At 35.2% G+C, this 15,050-nt stretch carries 17 protein-coding genes; 4 read left to right on the forward strand and 13 right to left on the reverse strand.

Annotation, left to right across the window (positions count from 1 at the left end):
• Positions 1 to 53: 53 nt before the first annotated feature.
• Entirely contained in the window at positions 54 to 245 is a 192-nt protein-coding gene (locus LC095_RS21720; RefSeq protein WP_226530165.1) for a histidine kinase, read from the forward strand.
• A gap of 120 nt (positions 246 to 365) precedes the next feature.
• Here LC095_RS21720 and LC095_RS21725 read toward each other — a convergent pair whose 3' ends face one another.
• From LC095_RS21725 to LC095_RS21745, 5 genes are all read right to left on the reverse strand, one after another.
• Positions 366 to 2,378 carry a methyl-accepting chemotaxis protein gene (locus tag LC095_RS21725; protein WP_226530166.1) on the reverse strand — a complete coding sequence of 671 codons (2,013 nt, stop codon included), beginning with the start codon at positions 2,376 to 2,378 and terminating at the stop codon, positions 366 to 368.
• 257 nt (positions 2,379 to 2,635) lie between these two features.
• Entirely contained in the window at positions 2,636 to 3,340 is a 705-nt protein-coding gene (locus tag LC095_RS21730; RefSeq protein WP_226530167.1) for an exonuclease domain-containing protein, read from the reverse strand.
• Positions 3,337 to 4,326: a DUF294 nucleotidyltransferase-like domain-containing protein gene (locus tag LC095_RS21735; RefSeq protein ID WP_226530168.1), complete on the reverse strand. Its 990-nt coding sequence runs from the start codon at positions 4,324 to 4,326 to the stop codon at positions 3,337 to 3,339. The genes LC095_RS21730 and LC095_RS21735 overlap by 4 nt, the downstream gene beginning before the upstream one ends.
• Before the next feature lie 55 nt (positions 4,327 to 4,381).
• Positions 4,382 to 5,650 (reverse strand): ammonium transporter, encoded by a 1,269-nt coding sequence (locus tag LC095_RS21740; RefSeq protein ID WP_226530169.1) that lies wholly within the window; start codon positions 5,648 to 5,650, stop codon positions 4,382 to 4,384.
• Positions 5,651 to 5,854: 204 nt separating this feature from the next.
• On the reverse strand, positions 5,855 to 7,348 hold the full coding sequence (locus LC095_RS21745) for a glycine betaine uptake BCCT transporter (RefSeq protein ID WP_226530170.1): 1,494 nt from the start codon (positions 7,346 to 7,348) through the stop codon (positions 5,855 to 5,857).
• Positions 7,349 to 7,631: 283 nt separating this feature from the next.
• Here LC095_RS21745 and LC095_RS21750 point away from each other — a divergent pair, with 283 nt between their 5' ends.
• A complete protein-coding gene (locus LC095_RS21750) occupies positions 7,632 to 7,919 on the forward strand; it encodes a DUF6509 family protein (RefSeq protein WP_226530171.1) in 288 nt (95 codons plus the stop codon).
• Positions 7,920 to 8,039: 120 nt separating this feature from the next.
• On the opposite strand, the gene LC095_RS21755 is transcribed toward LC095_RS21750, so the two are convergent.
• Complete coding sequence (locus LC095_RS21755) at positions 8,040 to 9,113, reverse strand: phosphatidylglycerol lysyltransferase domain-containing protein (RefSeq protein ID WP_319005831.1); 1,074 nt, start codon at positions 9,111 to 9,113, stop codon at positions 8,040 to 8,042.
• A 196-nt stretch (positions 9,114 to 9,309) separates the two neighbouring features.
• Here LC095_RS21755 and LC095_RS21760 point away from each other — a divergent pair, with 196 nt between their 5' ends.
• Entirely contained in the window at positions 9,310 to 9,489 is a 180-nt protein-coding gene (locus LC095_RS21760; RefSeq protein WP_226530173.1) for an H-type small acid-soluble spore protein, read from the forward strand.
• A 26-nt stretch (positions 9,490 to 9,515) separates the two neighbouring features.
• On the opposite strand, the gene LC095_RS21765 is transcribed toward LC095_RS21760, so the two are convergent.
• The 7 genes from LC095_RS21765 to LC095_RS21795 all read right to left on the reverse strand — a co-directional run bounded on the left by LC095_RS21765 (position 9,516) and on the right by LC095_RS21795 (position 13,798).
• Complete coding sequence (locus tag LC095_RS21765; protein WP_226530174.1) at positions 9,516 to 9,728, reverse strand: cold-shock protein; 213 nt, start codon at positions 9,726 to 9,728, stop codon at positions 9,516 to 9,518.
• 320 nt (positions 9,729 to 10,048) lie between these two features.
• Positions 10,049 to 10,282 (reverse strand): molybdopterin converting factor subunit 1, encoded by a 234-nt coding sequence (moaD, locus tag LC095_RS21770; protein ID WP_226530175.1) that lies wholly within the window; start codon positions 10,280 to 10,282, stop codon positions 10,049 to 10,051.
• The gene (locus tag LC095_RS21775; protein ID WP_413467529.1) at positions 10,279 to 10,734 is read right to left on the reverse strand and encodes a molybdenum cofactor biosynthesis protein MoaE; all 456 of its coding nucleotides are present in this window, start codon (positions 10,732 to 10,734) and stop codon (positions 10,279 to 10,281) included. The genes moaD and LC095_RS21775 overlap by 4 nt, the downstream gene beginning before the upstream one ends.
• Complete coding sequence (mobB, locus tag LC095_RS21780) at positions 10,727 to 11,251, reverse strand: molybdopterin-guanine dinucleotide biosynthesis protein B (protein ID WP_226530177.1); 525 nt, start codon at positions 11,249 to 11,251, stop codon at positions 10,727 to 10,729. The genes LC095_RS21775 and mobB overlap by 8 nt, the downstream gene beginning before the upstream one ends.
• The gene (glp, locus tag LC095_RS21785) at positions 11,230 to 12,510 is read right to left on the reverse strand and encodes a gephyrin-like molybdotransferase Glp (protein WP_226530178.1); all 1,281 of its coding nucleotides are present in this window, start codon (positions 12,508 to 12,510) and stop codon (positions 11,230 to 11,232) included. The genes mobB and glp overlap by 22 nt, the downstream gene beginning before the upstream one ends.
• Positions 12,511 to 12,539: 29 nt before the next feature.
• Positions 12,540 to 13,151 (reverse strand): molybdenum cofactor guanylyltransferase, encoded by a 612-nt coding sequence (locus LC095_RS21790; protein ID WP_226530179.1) that lies wholly within the window; start codon positions 13,149 to 13,151, stop codon positions 12,540 to 12,542.
• A 104-nt stretch (positions 13,152 to 13,255) separates the two neighbouring features.
• Positions 13,256 to 13,798: a peroxiredoxin gene (locus tag LC095_RS21795; RefSeq protein WP_226530180.1), complete on the reverse strand. Its 543-nt coding sequence runs from the start codon at positions 13,796 to 13,798 to the stop codon at positions 13,256 to 13,258.
• Between the two features lie 380 nt (positions 13,799 to 14,178).
• Between LC095_RS21795 and LC095_RS21800 the strand changes: the two genes are divergently transcribed.
• A complete protein-coding gene (locus LC095_RS21800) occupies positions 14,179 to 15,009 on the forward strand; it encodes a mechanosensitive ion channel family protein (protein WP_226530181.1) in 831 nt (276 codons plus the stop codon).
• Positions 15,010 to 15,050: the final 41 nt, after the last annotated feature.

Here is a 15,050-nt window from a genome sequence, read left to right on the forward strand (position 1 = left end):
CAATTTTATGTTAAACTTTGAGCATATTACTTTTTCCTGAAGGATGTGTCATATTGAAAAGGTTAAAAATCGTCATCCCTATTTCAATTATTGTCTTTATTTTTGCGATTAGAATTCTTGATCAAAATTATGGTGAGGATATTACAATCGGTATAAGAACCTTAATAGCGTTAGGAGGAGCTTTATTTTCTGGTGTTATCTCCTATTTTCTATTTCCAAATAATCAGAATCAAAAACAACATTAATTATTATTTCGAAGGTACATCAATTATGTTAACCTTCGAAATGACGATCCTATCCCATATTCCTTTAAAACAAAAAAACTAGCTAATTCAACAATTGTGAAATTAGCTAGTTTAGAAGATTTATACATTATAGCGATCAATAATTGATTGAAGTTCTTCAGCCATATCCGTTAATGATTTAGCTGCCATCGTAATTTCCTCCATGGAAGCAAGCTGCTCTTCTGTTGTCGCAGCTACTTCTTCAGAAGTGGCTGAACTTTCTTTCGCGATAACAACTAGTTCATTGGCTGAAGCACTTACTTCCTGTACAGCAGCAGAAATTTGCTGGACAACTGCTGATACTTCTTCAATCTGTGGAGTCATCCTATTCATTCGATTCATTATTAAATCAAACTTTTCTGAGGTTTCTGTTGAAATAGAAAGTCCTTGTTCAGCGTTTTTGGATACTTCATTCATAACCTCAACAGATTGGTCCGTATCATTTTGTATAGAAGAGATAAGTGCAGAGATTTGCCCGGCTGATTGTTGAGATTGTTCAGCCAATTTCCGTACCTCATCCGCAACAACTGCAAATCCTTTCCCATGTTCTCCAGCTCTTGCAGCCTCAATAGCCGCATTAAGTGCTAATAAATTTGTTTGATTCGCAATATCTGATATTGCGTCTAATATTTTTCCAATCTCTTGAGAACGAATAGAAAGTGACTGAATGACCTTGTTAGATTCTGTAACAGAGGCATGAATAAATCTCATCTGTTCTAAACTATTCTTTACATATTCCCCACCGATTTCAGCTTCATTAATTGTATCTCGCGCTAAATTCGAGACACTTTGAGAGCTTGAAGAAATGCGAAAAACCCCTTGAAGAACTTCTTCTAACGCTGCATTATTTGCCTCGATTTTTAAAGTTTGCTGTTCCGCACCTGCAGCAACTTCTTGGATAACTTCTGTTACTTGCTTTGTCCCTGCCGTTGTTTGATCAGCACTTGCAATTAGTTCTTCAGAAGATGAACTAACTCGTTCAGAAGCAGACTGTAAATTAGTGATCATACTACGCAGGTTTTCAACCATTATTTTAAAGCTTTTAGACAGTTTGCCAATCTCATCATTTGTGTTTGTATCAACCGCTACGCCTAAATCACCATTCGATATACTTTCAGATGTGTGAACCAACTTACGAATCGGCTGTAAAATTGATCGTATAATCATAAAAATGATGATCCCGCCGACTACAAAGGAAATAATAATGACAATTAAAGTGTCTTGCAGAATTTCATTCGCACTCTCTGTTGTTTCACTTGAATAAAGGGTACCAGCAATTTTCCATCCAGTAAGCTTATTAGTAGTAAAATCCATTTGCATATCATTACGATCTATTCGATAGGCGAAAACCCCCTTTTCACTTTCAAATAATTTATCTATCCAATTTCCTTTAACCTTTTCGCCTTGCATTGTTGGATGAATGATATAGTTTTTAGTCTTATCAATAATCGTGACATATCCTTCACTCCCTACCTTTACCTCACTAGTCAACTCACTTAAAGAGTTAATATCAATGTCAACCGCTATAACACCAGAAGCATCGTTAAGAACTTTTGCAAACGTCACAGATATTTCATTCGTGTCGGCATCAATATATGGATCTGTTATGACAACTTCCCCCTTATTTTCCATTGCTAGGGTATACCAAGGACGATCTCTTGGATCATAGTCATCTGGTAGCTGGACAGACATAGGCGAAACAACCATATCACCTGTATTAAAGCCGATATAAATTGCCTGAGCACTTGGCTTTGTTTGGATATACTGATTAAATTTCATCATGATTTTCTCAATATCATTAGTTTCTACTTTTGAGTTAGCTGTTTTTGCAGTTTTAGCAAAATATTCGATATCCTCTTTTATAGGCTCAAGTTGAGCATTTAAAGAAGAATTAATAAGTTGTACACTTTCCCGGGCGGTTTGCAACATGCTTTTTTCCAGCTCTGATTGTGCCGATTTATACGAAATTAGCCCTATCATAGAACTCGGTATCAGTAATATAGATACAAAAGCAATGATTAATTTTTTTCTTATTGTTAAATTGGAATCCCATTTATTTTGAAATTTTTTTATACGTTCGAATAAATCTTTCAAGATGCCATTCTCCTCTTTTTCATTTGTAACTTTAAAACTTTCATTTCCATCGTTATATTAGACTAACAATCCTATAGGTCAATCATACTATGGTGAACTCAATTTGACTACAAAATAATCTCAATTATGTATTTTCTGAATTTAATGACAACTTCTTAATATTTTACTACTATTATTATCTACCTATTTTTTAGGAATACAAAAAAAGAGAGACAGCCCCGGTTTTATGATCCACCTAAGACTATCCCTCTAATAATTCAAGCAATCGTATATCTCTCATAAAGATCATTTAATGAATAACATTCTTTTTGACGAAGTTTATTTACGTATATACTCCAAAGTTCAGCCGTTAATTTTGCGTCATATAGAGCGTGATGTCTTCCATGGATAGGAATACCATTATGCTCACAACATTCTTCAAGAGTGACCAACTTTTGATCAGGTTCTGCAATTCGATACAGAAAAGACATATCAACAAGACGATGTTTAAACGGAGCACGATATAACTTCCAAGATGCATGCTGAAGGAAGATTTTCTCATGATTTGCATGATGTGCGACAAGCGTGAAGTCTTGAGTAAATTGAAAAAATTCAAATAGTACCTCAGATAATAATGGAGCATGATCCAACTCTTTATTTGTTAATCCTGTTAGTTGACTTATTTCTTCAGAAATCTTTTTTTCTGAGCGGACCAAAGAATAAAACGTCTCACTCTCTTTGATTTTATCCCCCTTTACCTTAACAGCACCAATCGAAATTATTTGATCTCCTTGATCAGGATAAAACCCTGTTGTTTCAATATCAAAAACAATGACATTAAGGTCTGTAAGCGGAATATTTAACGTTTCTTCAACCTTCATTTCTCGTTGCAATTGTCTCATATATGCAACTTGCTGATGAGATTGCTTCCCTTGTGATCCACCAAGCCTTCCTTTCATAAAAAAAAACGGGTCAAATGTCATGATAAACACCCTTTGTCAATAATCCCTTCTACATAATAATGAAGTTTTTTCCCATCCCTCAAAATACTTTTCATGTCACGTTTTTCTTCCTTTGACATCTTTTTTATATTCAAGTAATGGACATCATCATAAGAAGTAGCACTTTTAAATAACATTACTCTGTATTTGAGTAATTTTTCAAAGTTATGTTTGTAATAGAGCATATCATTTTTGTATCTTCCAATTTCGGATAGACACTCTAACCTGTCTAAAGTTGAAGTTTTTAAAATACCTTCTTTCATTGCCAATACTCTTATAGCATTTACATAAGGTAAAAATGCTGTTTTCTTTAAATCAATCGATCCTTTGTATTGACCGCTTTGCTCCACATAAATTTGCCCCAGTGGCCCTACGGATTGTTTAATATGCTGTATATTATCCATAAGCCGCTTCAAAAGCTTTGGTTCCTTTTGTTGATAATCAAAGATGATTTTCTTCAACTCTTTCACAAGGTCATCATTGCCTATCAAACTTCGGGAATCATAAAAAATTTGCAAATATCTTATGGACTCCCAACTTCTTTCATCCATCCAATGAATAAGCTGATCTTTCCAATCCTGAAATGATTTACACCACAACGGATTTGAGCTCATAACTTTTCCTTCACAATATGGATAACCGATGAGAAATAATCCTTTAGATAATTCTTCACCAAGCTTATTAAAATACTCCTTTGCCTGATTAGAATGTTGCTCATAAATTAAACCATGATCCTGATCACTTATAATTCCTTGTTCATAACGACCTCCACTTCCAGTTATAAACCAAGAATAAGGACATGGAGGTTTTCCATAAGTTCTTTCATGATGAAAGAGTGCTATTTGACTAGCACTCCTCATCATCTCATCATGAAATTCATTCAAGACTCTTGTTTCAGACTCATAATTGTGGACATGTTCGTCTTTCCATTTTTTAATTGATTCATAGGAATCGAAATTTCCTTTCATGAGAGACACTTCCTCACGTTTTGTCAAAATGAGTGTTCTAGACCACTTATCCTGATTATGAACCAACATTTTGATCTTTGGAAGCAAATAATTCAGGATAACCATAACTTCCATGCTCACTCATGTCTAATCCCATCACTTCTTCTTCTTCAGTTACACGTAAACCGTTCATCACTTTCTTCGCAATAGCAAGGATAACAAATGATACAACAAATGCATAAATTCCTGAAACAGCTACACCCATGAATTGTACACCTAATTGATCGAAACCACCGCCGTAGAATAGGCCTGGTTTACCAACAGTAGCCAGCTCCGGTGTTGCGAAGAATCCTGTTGATAATGTGCCCCAAACCCCTGCTACACCGTGAACAGAAAGTGCAAAGATTGGATCATCAATTTTTCTCTTTTCGAAGAATCTTGCACTATAGAATACGAGAATACCAGCAATAAATCCAATTACAACTGCTGCCCATGTGTCTACAAATGCACATGATGCCGTGATTGCAACTAATCCTGCCAATGCACCGTTTAGCATAGTAGGTACATCTGATTTTCCTAAAACCATCCAAGAGATTAGAAGTGCTGAAACTGCACCTGCTCCGGCAGCTAAGTTTGTATTCAGTGCAACAAATCCAAAGAACCCTTCATCAACTGCTACAGTACTACCTGCATTAAATCCAAACCAACCTACCCACAGAATTAACACACCTAAAGCTGTAAAGACTTGGTTATGTCCTTGAATATTGTTTGCTGAGCCATCTTTATTGTATTTTCCGATACGCGGTTTTAAAAGAATTGTTGCTGCAAATGCAGCCATTGCACCAGTTAAGTGAACAACAGTTGATCCTGCAAAGTCTTGCTTACCGTGTTCAGCTAACCAGCCGCCACCCCAGATCCAATGAGCTATTACAGGATAAATAAGTGCTGAGAATAGAATAGTAAATACAAGATAAACAGATAATTTAGCACGTTCAGCGAATCCACCTAAAGCAATTGTAATTGAGATACAAGCAAACGCACATTGAAATACAAAGAATACTGAAGTTGAATAACTTGCACCTTCTGCTTGAGCTCCTGAATAGAAGAAATCTGTTAATCCAACGAAAAAGTTACCATTTCCACCAAATGTAAATGCATAACCAACTGCCCAATAAACTAATGATGCCAAACCAACTGTGAAAATGGTTTTACCAGCAATATGACCGGCGTTTTTCATTCTTGTTGATCCTGCTTCTAGTAAAATAAACCCACCTAACATAAAAATAACTAAAATTGCTCCTAACATAATCCAAACACTATTCATCAAAAACAAAGTGTCTTCCATACTATTTCCTCCCGTCTGTATACTTAACTTAAGATGTTAGAAAATATAACATCTGTTTCTTATTTACTATTCTATACGATATTTCATAAGTGTCAACCTGTTTTTTAAAGTTTCTGATAATTTTATGTAAGAATATCTAACACTACATAAAAACAAAATAAATAAAAAACACCCCAAACAAAATGGGATGCTTCCTAAGACGATTCATTGTTTTATGATTTTCTTCCTTTTCATTTCCTTACTAAAGTCCTTAAGAATTGAAAACGACATCGCAATTAGGACAAAAGTTAGAGGAAATGCACTAACAATAATTGCTGTTTGCATCGCATTTAATCCACCTGATAGCATTAAGACGATTGCAGATGCCGATAAGAAAAATCCCCAAACAACTTTCACGATATTTGGCGGGTTTAAGCTTCCGTTAGTGGTTTGCATACCTAAAACAAATGTTGCTGAGTCAGCTGATGTCACAAAGAATGTGGTAATTAACATTAGTGTTATGACAATTAATAATCCTGTTAGTGGTAATTGCTGATAAACAAAGAATAGAACGGTCTCCAATGTCTGGCCACTTACATCCAGCCCTTCAAAAAACTCATAGTAAATACCGGTACCACCAAATATAGCAAACCAAAAAACACAAACAAGTGTCGGTATAATCAATACAGCTATCATGAATTCTCTTACCGTTCTTCCCTTTGAAACACGAGCAATAAATGTTCCTACAAATGGCGCCCAGGCTATCCACCATGCCCAATAAAAAATCGTCCAATCTTGAATCCATGCAGCGTTTTCCTCGTTAAATGGAGCAAGCCTTAATCCCATACTTGGTAAATTTTGAATATAACTACCTAAAGTTGTCGTAAATAAATCCAATAAAAAACCAGTAGGTGCCAGGAATAAAAAAACGATAAGAAGAATAACAGCCAGTATTAAATTTGCATTACTTAAATATTTTATCCCTTTTTGAATACCTGTCGTTGCTGATAACATAAATAAGACAGTCACAATTGAAATAATAACTAACTGTACCGTAAAAGATATCGGAATTCCTGTTATATAGTTTAATCCGCTATTAATTTGTGCGGCTCCCAGACCAAGAGATGCGGCTACTCCGAAAATCGTAGCAAATACTGCTACAACATCAATAATTATCCCCAGTGTTCCGGTTGCGCGTTTCCCGAGCAAAGGAGTTAGTGTTACACTCATCAATCCAGGTTGCTTTTTTCTGAACTTGTAATAAGCTAACACAAGTGCAATCACTGCGTAAATCGCCCATGCATGGAATCCCCAATGCAAATACGTATAGCGTAGTGCGACCTTAGCAGCATCAGCGGTCCCTCCTTCTCCGATTGGAGGACTTGCAAAATGCGATACGGGTTCCGAAACTCCAAAAAACAACAATCCAATACCCATCCCTGCACTAAATAACATCGCAAACCAAGTGGGTCGTTTGAATTCCGGCTTTTCATCATCAGCCCCAAGTCTAATTTTTCCATACTTACTAAATATTAAAAACAAAGCAAATATCAAAAAGAATGTTGCCGACAATTGATAAAACCAACCAAAGCTACTTAAAAAATAAGCCTTCGTTTTATTCATCACTCCCCCTAGATGAACAGGAGCAACAACACCCCAACCAACAAATAATGTTGCAATTACGATAGAAATCCAAAAAACCTTTGTTACTTTTCCCATTAGATTGTTCTCCTTTTGATGTAAATCATAGAAAAAACATTAAAACAGTACGTGTATTCATTTTGTAGCATTTCTCTTTTTTATAAGAATTACTAATCTCTCCGATAGGGAAAATTTACCCATTTCACTAGAACGAAAATAACATAAAAACTGGAGCTTTTAAGTCAATACTATGCACCACTCCTTTCAATCAATTTTCTTAAATTTGGCTTAACCCAATGAAAAGGCTATAATATTAATGCAAAATAAAACCTTGTATATGGATAATGAAAGAGGTATTAATATGAACATTATTGAATCAACAATCGAAACACTGGAAGATCCATTCGGCATCCTATCTGGCCAACGTTATGAAATTTTCCTAACATTAGAGGTTGATGAGGAGGATGAGTTATATAGTGAACATGGCATTAAATTGAAACTAATCTTTGCCATTGATCAAAACGAATCAAAAATTGCTCAGTATGATTTTATCGAGAGCACAACAGAAGAAGTTTTAGATTTCGCTTTAGAAGAAGAGGAAGAACAGCAAGTAAAAGCCTATTGTGAGAAACTTGTGGCAGATTTATAAACAAAAGTGAAAGTGCTTTGGGGCTAGGCGCTGGAGCTGGATGCCGAGACTTATCCAAAGCACAAAGAATTTTATAGTTTCCTAAGCAAAAACAAAAGAGGACAACTTAATGTTGTCCTCTCAAACCATCTGTTTATTCCGCGTAAGTTTTCTTAAGAAAATTAGTTCATTCTGTTTAGGCACTTTCCTCACGATTATAATGAGCTGGATGATAATAATAACCAATACTGATTTTTTGTAGACCAAATACCGAGGAGTCCAATTAGTCGCAAACTTTCCTTTATATTTTCTTAATCCTTTAAAGTTATAGTATTTACACCCATTCAAAAAAGCATATCTTGCCAATTTCTCCTGGTAAGGTGAGCTGGGATCTATACCAACATTAGATAAAGGAGACATCCCCAAACCGCAAACTGAGTATCCTTTTTCTTTCGCCCAAAGAATAGTTGAAATGAACACCATATCCATCGTTGCTCTCGGACTGTTTTTTCTATATCTCATTAAATCAATACTTATCGTTTGCTTCTGTTGAAAATCAGAAGGAAGACTAGCGAACGCTAATAAAGAGCCATTAGGATCACGAAATATGGCCACTGAAAAATGGCCGATATAATCCTCAGAAAAAGAACTTACTGAAAAACCTTTTTCTTCACGATCATTTAACCACTCGTCTGAAACAAATTGCATTTCCTCTAGTAATTCTTTTCTAAAAGGAGGATGAACAACCGAAAAACGATAACCTTCCTTCGTAAATTTATTTCTTATGTTTCGCATATTACTGAATTTTTTCCCTTCAATAGTAAAGGTATTTAAATCAACTTTTGCTTCTTCGCCAACTTTAAATAAACGATAACCTCGCTTTAGATATTTTGAAGAATACTGTTCAGATGCTTGATAGAAAATTGGTGTCATACGTTGCTTTAAAGCAAATTCAAAAAACTCGTCTAATCCATCATCAAGCTTTTCTTTATCACCAATCGGATCACCTAAAACGAATAGCTTTTTCCCCATTTGTTTATATGAAATTAACACAGAATCATCTTGCGCTAAAAATAACTGTTTATCTTCTAAAAAAAGCAAGTGTGACAATGTATTTCCACCAAATCTTTTTATAAAAGACATAGTAAAAGAAACATTGATTTTATGGTGATCCTTCTTGAAAAAATTGGTAAACAGAAAGGTTATTACGACCATGATAGTAAAAAATATGACAATTGCAAGAAACAATACACTTGATCCCCCTTTTCCTCTATAAAAGATAACACATTCACTTGTTTTAGAAAATACATTTTAACATCAGTTTTTTTGGCATAATTTAACCGGTTTAGGAAAATGTATAGATAGGCTATTACCTTTAATACTTTTTTCGACTAAAAAAGGAGTGGAGAAAATGAATGTAAATCGAGCGAAAGAAATTGCAAATATGGGAGAAATGGTGAATGTACAATTCGAAGGTGAATCAATTTATATCCAATCTGTAAATGAGGAGCAAGGAACTGCTCGTATTTTCTCACTGAGTAATCCCCAAGCTGAAAGAAATGTTCCAGTGGATGGGTTAATTGAAGAATAAATGGACTGACATTTGTCAGTCCATTTTTAATTATGCTTATAATTTCCTACGTCTTCCGCTTGAGGACCTCTGTTACCTTCAACTATGTTGAACTCAACTTTTTGTCCTTCTTCTAACGTTTTAAAACCTTCACCAGTTATAGCACTGAAGTGAACGAATACATCATTTCCTTCAGCAATTTCTATAAATCCAAAACCTTTTTCTGAATTAAACCATTTTACAGTACCAGTTGTTTTCATAAGTAGAACCTCCAAAGATTTTTTCAAACGTTGCTCTATATTATTACTAGAATATATTTCGATTGTTTTATATTGAAATTGCCGTTACTCAAAACAACGAAAGCCCTACCTCTCTTCCGTCCTTACGGCTCCTAGTCCGCGCCAGTGTGAATTGAAAGCACATAATATGTTTCATTCACAAATCACTATATAGTGAGGATTTTAAACAAGCATAAAAAACTATTTTATATCAATACAAGGTTGTTGTCAAATTAAATCCCTTCTTATTTTATATCTAATACACTTGAAAAAACTAAGATGATAAAACTATGAAAGAAGGATTACCCGCCACTAACAGGAGGAATTAAGGCTACTATATCCCCAGCTTTAACCATATCATCTTCCAAAGCATACTCTTCATTCACAGCAATCATGACATTTTCTAAATTTCCTAGGTCATAGGCGGATAACATATAGTCTCTAATGTCCTTCACTGTTGTCTGGTTTCTCTCAATATTGATACTTTCTTGTCCAACCTTTTCTTGTAAATGTGCAAACAAAAGTACTTTTATCATTGATCTTCCTCCATTGGCTTTCCTTCTGGATAGGGTGTTTTTTCTAATTGATCTCCTATCCAAGCCTCTCCGCTTTCCCAAATTTCTTTTTTCCATATTGGAACAATTTGTTTAATTCTTTCAATCGCGTATTCATTTGCTGCATAAGCATCTTTACGATGTGGGGTTGACACAGCAATTACAACAGCAATATCCGAAATTTCTAATTTCCCGATTCGATGAGTAATCGCTACCTTCGCGTCACTCCATTTCTCTTTTATTTCTTCCCCTATTTGTTCGAGCTTTTTCACTGCCATCTTTTCATAAGCTTGATATTCAAGGGATAAGGTCCGTTTTCCATATGTAAATTCTCTTACCGTTCCAGTAAAAGTTGTAACAGCTCCAGCCTCATTTCGTATAACTTTATTAGTTATTTCTTCTATTAAAATTGGATTCTTTACGATTTCAAACATTTGTGTTGTCAATATATTCACCTACTTCATTTATCATAAGCCATTCAATACACTTATCTTGAGAAGTAAAGATTAAATATTTTTCTCTAACTTCAAGAGGTAATGAGAAACTGGCCAATACACAGTTAATATTAACTAATTTTTTTAACATCGGGAGATCTTCTTTAGATCGAAGCATTACAACTTTAGGATATTTCTCGAATTTATAGCCTTCAATTAAAATTACATCTAAGCAAAATGTATCATACAAAGATATCATCTGGGAAAGCGTTAATTTAATCTGATTTGAAGATAAAATAAAAGATTCATTTCCTTCAACAAACGTTACTTGCGCGCCTGCTTCACGATGTTTTTGAGTATCTTTCCCATTATCATTTTGGGTTAATGCTCCACCATGTCCATGATGCTTGATGGTACCCACTTTTAATTTATATTTAACCGCTTCTCTAATATACTCCGTGACAAATGTCGTTTTTCCACTGTTTTGGTAACCGACTACTTGAAGGATTCTGCCCAATGCATGTCACTTCCTAGTTGATCTTCAAATAACAAGAGATCAATCATATCTCCAGTTTTATATCCTCTTGATCCTCCCGGCAAGACAATAAAGACATTAGCATCAGCTAATGATGATACGACATTTGATTTATCCAAACCAACAGGACTTGCGATAACTTGTCCATCGATTAGTTGAAAAGATCCTCTAACAAATCGTGTGAAAGGATTTGGTTTTAAGAAATCCTTTCCTAAAATAGCTGTTACCTTTTGCAAATGTGGGCGGGTTGAGTATAAGTAATGTCGAACAATTGGGCGAACAAACAACTCAAAACCAACATAACATGCAGATGGATTTCCAGAAAGCCCAAATAATAATTTACCTTTGTATTCAGCTACCGTTGTCACACTCCCGGGTCTCATGGCAACTTTATTAAATAAAACATTCGCCCCTAAACGTTGATAAATATCCGGCAAATAATCATAATCTCCAACAGAAACGCCTCCCGTTGTGAGTAGAATATCTACCTCTTCTAACGCGTCAACTACAGCTTTATAGCAAGTTTCAAAGTCATCAGCTAATTTACCGAGGTAAATCGGTCGTGCCCCAGCTCTTTTTGACTGTGCTTCTATCATAAATGAATTACTATTTCTTATTTTGCCGGGTTCAAGTGGCTCACCAACTTCCAATAATTCACTACCTGTTGCAATAATGCCGATACGCGGTTGCCTTACCACTTGAACCTTTTCATAACCAAATGTTGCAAGTAACGCAATTGTTCCCGGCGTGATGTATGTACCTTTTTTAACAAGCACACTTCCTTCTGGTGTATCTTCACCTTTAAAAGATACATTGTCACCTTTAGAAAAGGGTCTTTTTATCGACATATATACTTTATTGTCCTTTGTATAAACCTTCGTTAATTCCAACATAACAACCGCATCACTGCCACAAGGCATTTGCGCACCTGTCATGATGCGGATCGCTTGATTTTGACCAACACTTTCCTTGCTAACACTACCAGCACCAATTTCATCAACCACCTCAAATTCAACTGGTTGATCAGCTTTGGCATTGACTGTATCATGAGCTCGTATAGCAAACCCATCGTAAGGTGATCGATCAAAAGGTGGTACCGGATGAGTCGCAATTAAATCCTCTGCTAAATACCGTCCATAACTTTCCTGAAGCGATACTTGCTCTATGTCCCCAACAGTCGCAAAACTCATCACTTTCTTTATTGCTTCTTTTACAGGTAATGGCTTTCTTTTTTTTATCATATAATCCTCTCCGCCACAAATATAGTTTACTATTTAGATTCTGATATTTTATCATTATTTAATAGCATACCATAATCTTTTTGTGAGTTTATGTTACTAAATATCTTAGGATCTATATTTAATTCCTTTTCCGTAACAAACAATACGTTAACATGATTTAGAAGTGTCATCATTTTTCGATCTTTATTTTCTAATTGCTTTTCAATTAGTGGAAAAACGGAGTGATGATATACTCCAACTAAGGGATGTACCTTTCCTTCAATGTTTGGAATAATGACTTTATTACCCGAAGAAATATAAGTTAGTAATTTTTTAATTACTTCTCCAGAAATGAAAGGAATGTCACATGACAATATAACAAACCACTCGGACACTTCGTTTTTCATCGCAGTATATATCCCAGCTTTAGGACCATCTCCTACAAATTGATGATCATCAGTTATTACTTTTACTTGTGTTTCTTCAGTAAATTTTGTTAACAAATTTTGATGACTTACGATAACCTGTTTTTCAGTTGTTTCTTTTAAAGCCTGCATGGAATAGTGCCAGAACTTTTTACCATTGTATTCTGCAAATGCTTTAGGCTGACCAAATCTCCTTGATTCTCCTCCCGCGAGTAAAACCCCTATTATTTGTTGCATTCTCCACCATCCCCCCTGATTTTTTAACTTGGAATTTAAAAAGTCAGTTACCGACATATGGTAACCGACTAGTTTCATTTTTTACCGCTATCCATTCACTTTCATTAAAGCGTAGATTGTCCCGGCTTCCAGTTTGCAGGACAGAGCTCTCCTGTTTGAAGTGCTTGAAGTACCCGTAATGTTTCATCAACATCACGCCCAATATTGTTGTGATTTACAACTGCATATTGAAGTTCTCCACCAGGATTTATGATAAACAACCCGCGAAGGGCAATTCCTTCTTCCTCAATTAACACACCATAGTCACGAGAGACAGAATGATTTGTATCAGCCGCTAAAGGATATTTAATAGCACCTAAACCATTATCTTTTCGATCCGTTTTAATCCATGCCAAGTGCGTATGAATTGTATCTGTTGATACACCAATTACTTCTGCATTCAATTCTTCAAATTCTTCATAACGGTCAGATAGTGCAGTAATTTCAGTCGGACAAACATATGTAAAATCCATAGGATAAAAAAACAAAACAGTCCACTTATCATTTTTCATGTTGTCTTCCAAGTTCACCTTACCAAATTCTTTAGAAGCTAATACAGCGTCCATTTCAAATCTTGGAGCTTGTTTACCAACCATTCGTTCTGTCATTATACCATTCCTCCTAATCATGTGATACCATGAAAAGCGCCTTGATTGATAGATCCGAGGGCTAGGCGCTTGCGCTAGACACCAACACTAAGTTTATAATTTTATGCTTACTTACAATTTTCCGGCTTTATTTATCTTAGATGTAAAAGGAGACATTTATGAAACAAACCCTTTAAGTAGTTTAAGCGATATTCAAATCTGCTATACGTATTGCCCGTAATTTAGACAAATTAGCTTAAACTCTTCATTTTTGAACAAAATATGTTTAACATGGTAGATGCAGGGTATTAATAATGTGTTCTTTCTTTAAAAATTAGAGTGTAATACCAGCTATTGCGTGCACTTTGAAAGAACTCTATTTCGAGAAAGGATGTTGAATGATGGATTTTTTTGAAAATATTGAGTGGTCAGAGCTCATGACCACTGCAGGAATTATTATTTTGAAGTTACTTGGAATCATTATTGCTTTTTTAATAGTTAAAGCAATCGGAAACAAAGTGATTAGAAAGATGTTCAATAGGTTGCAAGAACGGGAAAATATCTCGAATGGACGAGCTTTAACGTTACACAGTTTGACCTTAAACATTTTTTCCTATGTGTTAATGTTTATTTTTATTGTCATGATTTTTGAAGTTTTTAATTATAATGTTTCTGCTTTAATAGCTGGAGCAGGTGTTGTAGGATTAGCGATCGGCTTTGGAGCTCAAGGATTAGTTAGTGATGTAGTGACTGGTTTTTTCCTGCTGTTGGAAAAGCAAATCGATGTTGAAGACTATGTAACTGTCGCGGGCTTTGATGGAATTGTAGAGCAAGTAGGACTTCGTACTACACAGATTAGAGGTTTTGACGGTACACTTCACTATGTTCCAAACAGGGAAATAACTAATGTAAGCAATCATTCACGTGGTAACATGAGGGCATTAGTTGATATTGGTATATCCTATGACGATGATATCGACAATGCAATTTCAGTATTACAAGATGTATGTGATAAACTTTCTGCAGAGGATGAAAATATTGTGGATGGTCCAAATGTTTTGGGTGTGCAAGCACTTGGATCTTCAGATGTTGTCATTAGAGTTCTTGCAAAAACAAAAAATATGGAGCAATGGGCAGTCGAACGTAATCTTCGTAAAGCCATTAAAGAAGCATTTGATGCTAATGAGATTGAAATTCCATACCCCCATCAAGTGAACGTGGAGAAAAAATAAATTTTGTTCAAAAAGAGCCTGAGGTTTTTTTCAGGCTCTTT

This window comes from Metabacillus niabensis (assembly GCF_020524345.1).
Classification (GTDB): Bacteria; Bacillota; Bacilli; order Bacillales; family Bacillaceae; genus Metabacillus; species Metabacillus niabensis_B.

Excerpts from the sequence above, each read along its gene's own strand:
- LC095_RS21755 (WP_319005831.1), bottom strand. The coding sequence starts at position 9,113 with ATGGTCGTAATAACCTTTCTGTTTACCAATTTTTTCAAGAAGGATCAC.
- LC095_RS21740 (WP_226530169.1), bottom strand. The coding sequence starts at position 5,650 with ATGGAAGACACTTTGTTTTTGATGAATAGTGTTTGGATTATGTTAGGA.
- LC095_RS21735 (WP_226530168.1), bottom strand. The coding sequence starts at position 4,326 with ATGAAAGGAAATTTCGATTCCTATGAATCAATTAAAAAATGGAAAGAC.
- LC095_RS21730 (WP_226530167.1), bottom strand. The coding sequence starts at position 3,340 with ATGACATTTGACCCGTTTTTTTTTATGAAAGGAAGGCTTGGTGGATCA.
- glp (WP_226530178.1), bottom strand. The coding sequence starts at position 12,510 with ATGATAAAAAAAAGAAAGCCATTACCTGTAAAAGAAGCAATAAAGAAA.
- LC095_RS21745 (WP_226530170.1), bottom strand. The coding sequence starts at position 7,348 with ATGGGAAAAGTAACAAAGGTTTTTTGGATTTCTATCGTAATTGCAACA.
- LC095_RS21790 (WP_226530179.1), bottom strand. The coding sequence starts at position 13,151 with ATGCAACAAATAATAGGGGTTTTACTCGCGGGAGGAGAATCAAGGAGA.
- LC095_RS21795 (WP_226530180.1), bottom strand. The coding sequence starts at position 13,798 with ATGACAGAACGAATGGTTGGTAAACAAGCTCCAAGATTTGAAATGGAC.
- LC095_RS21760 (WP_226530173.1), top strand. The coding sequence starts at position 9,310 with ATGAATGTAAATCGAGCGAAAGAAATTGCAAATATGGGAGAAATGGTG.
- LC095_RS21765 (WP_226530174.1), bottom strand. The coding sequence starts at position 9,728 with ATGAAAACAACTGGTACTGTAAAATGGTTTAATTCAGAAAAAGGTTTT.
- LC095_RS21775 (WP_413467529.1), bottom strand. The coding sequence starts at position 10,734 with ATGTTTGAAATCGTAAAGAATCCAATTTTAATAGAAGAAATAACTAAT.
- moaD (WP_226530175.1), bottom strand. The coding sequence starts at position 10,282 with ATGATAAAAGTACTTTTGTTTGCACATTTACAAGAAAAGGTTGGACAA.
- LC095_RS21750 (WP_226530171.1), top strand. The coding sequence starts at position 7,632 with ATGAACATTATTGAATCAACAATCGAAACACTGGAAGATCCATTCGGC.
- LC095_RS21800 (WP_226530181.1), top strand. The coding sequence starts at position 14,179 with ATGGATTTTTTTGAAAATATTGAGTGGTCAGAGCTCATGACCACTGCA.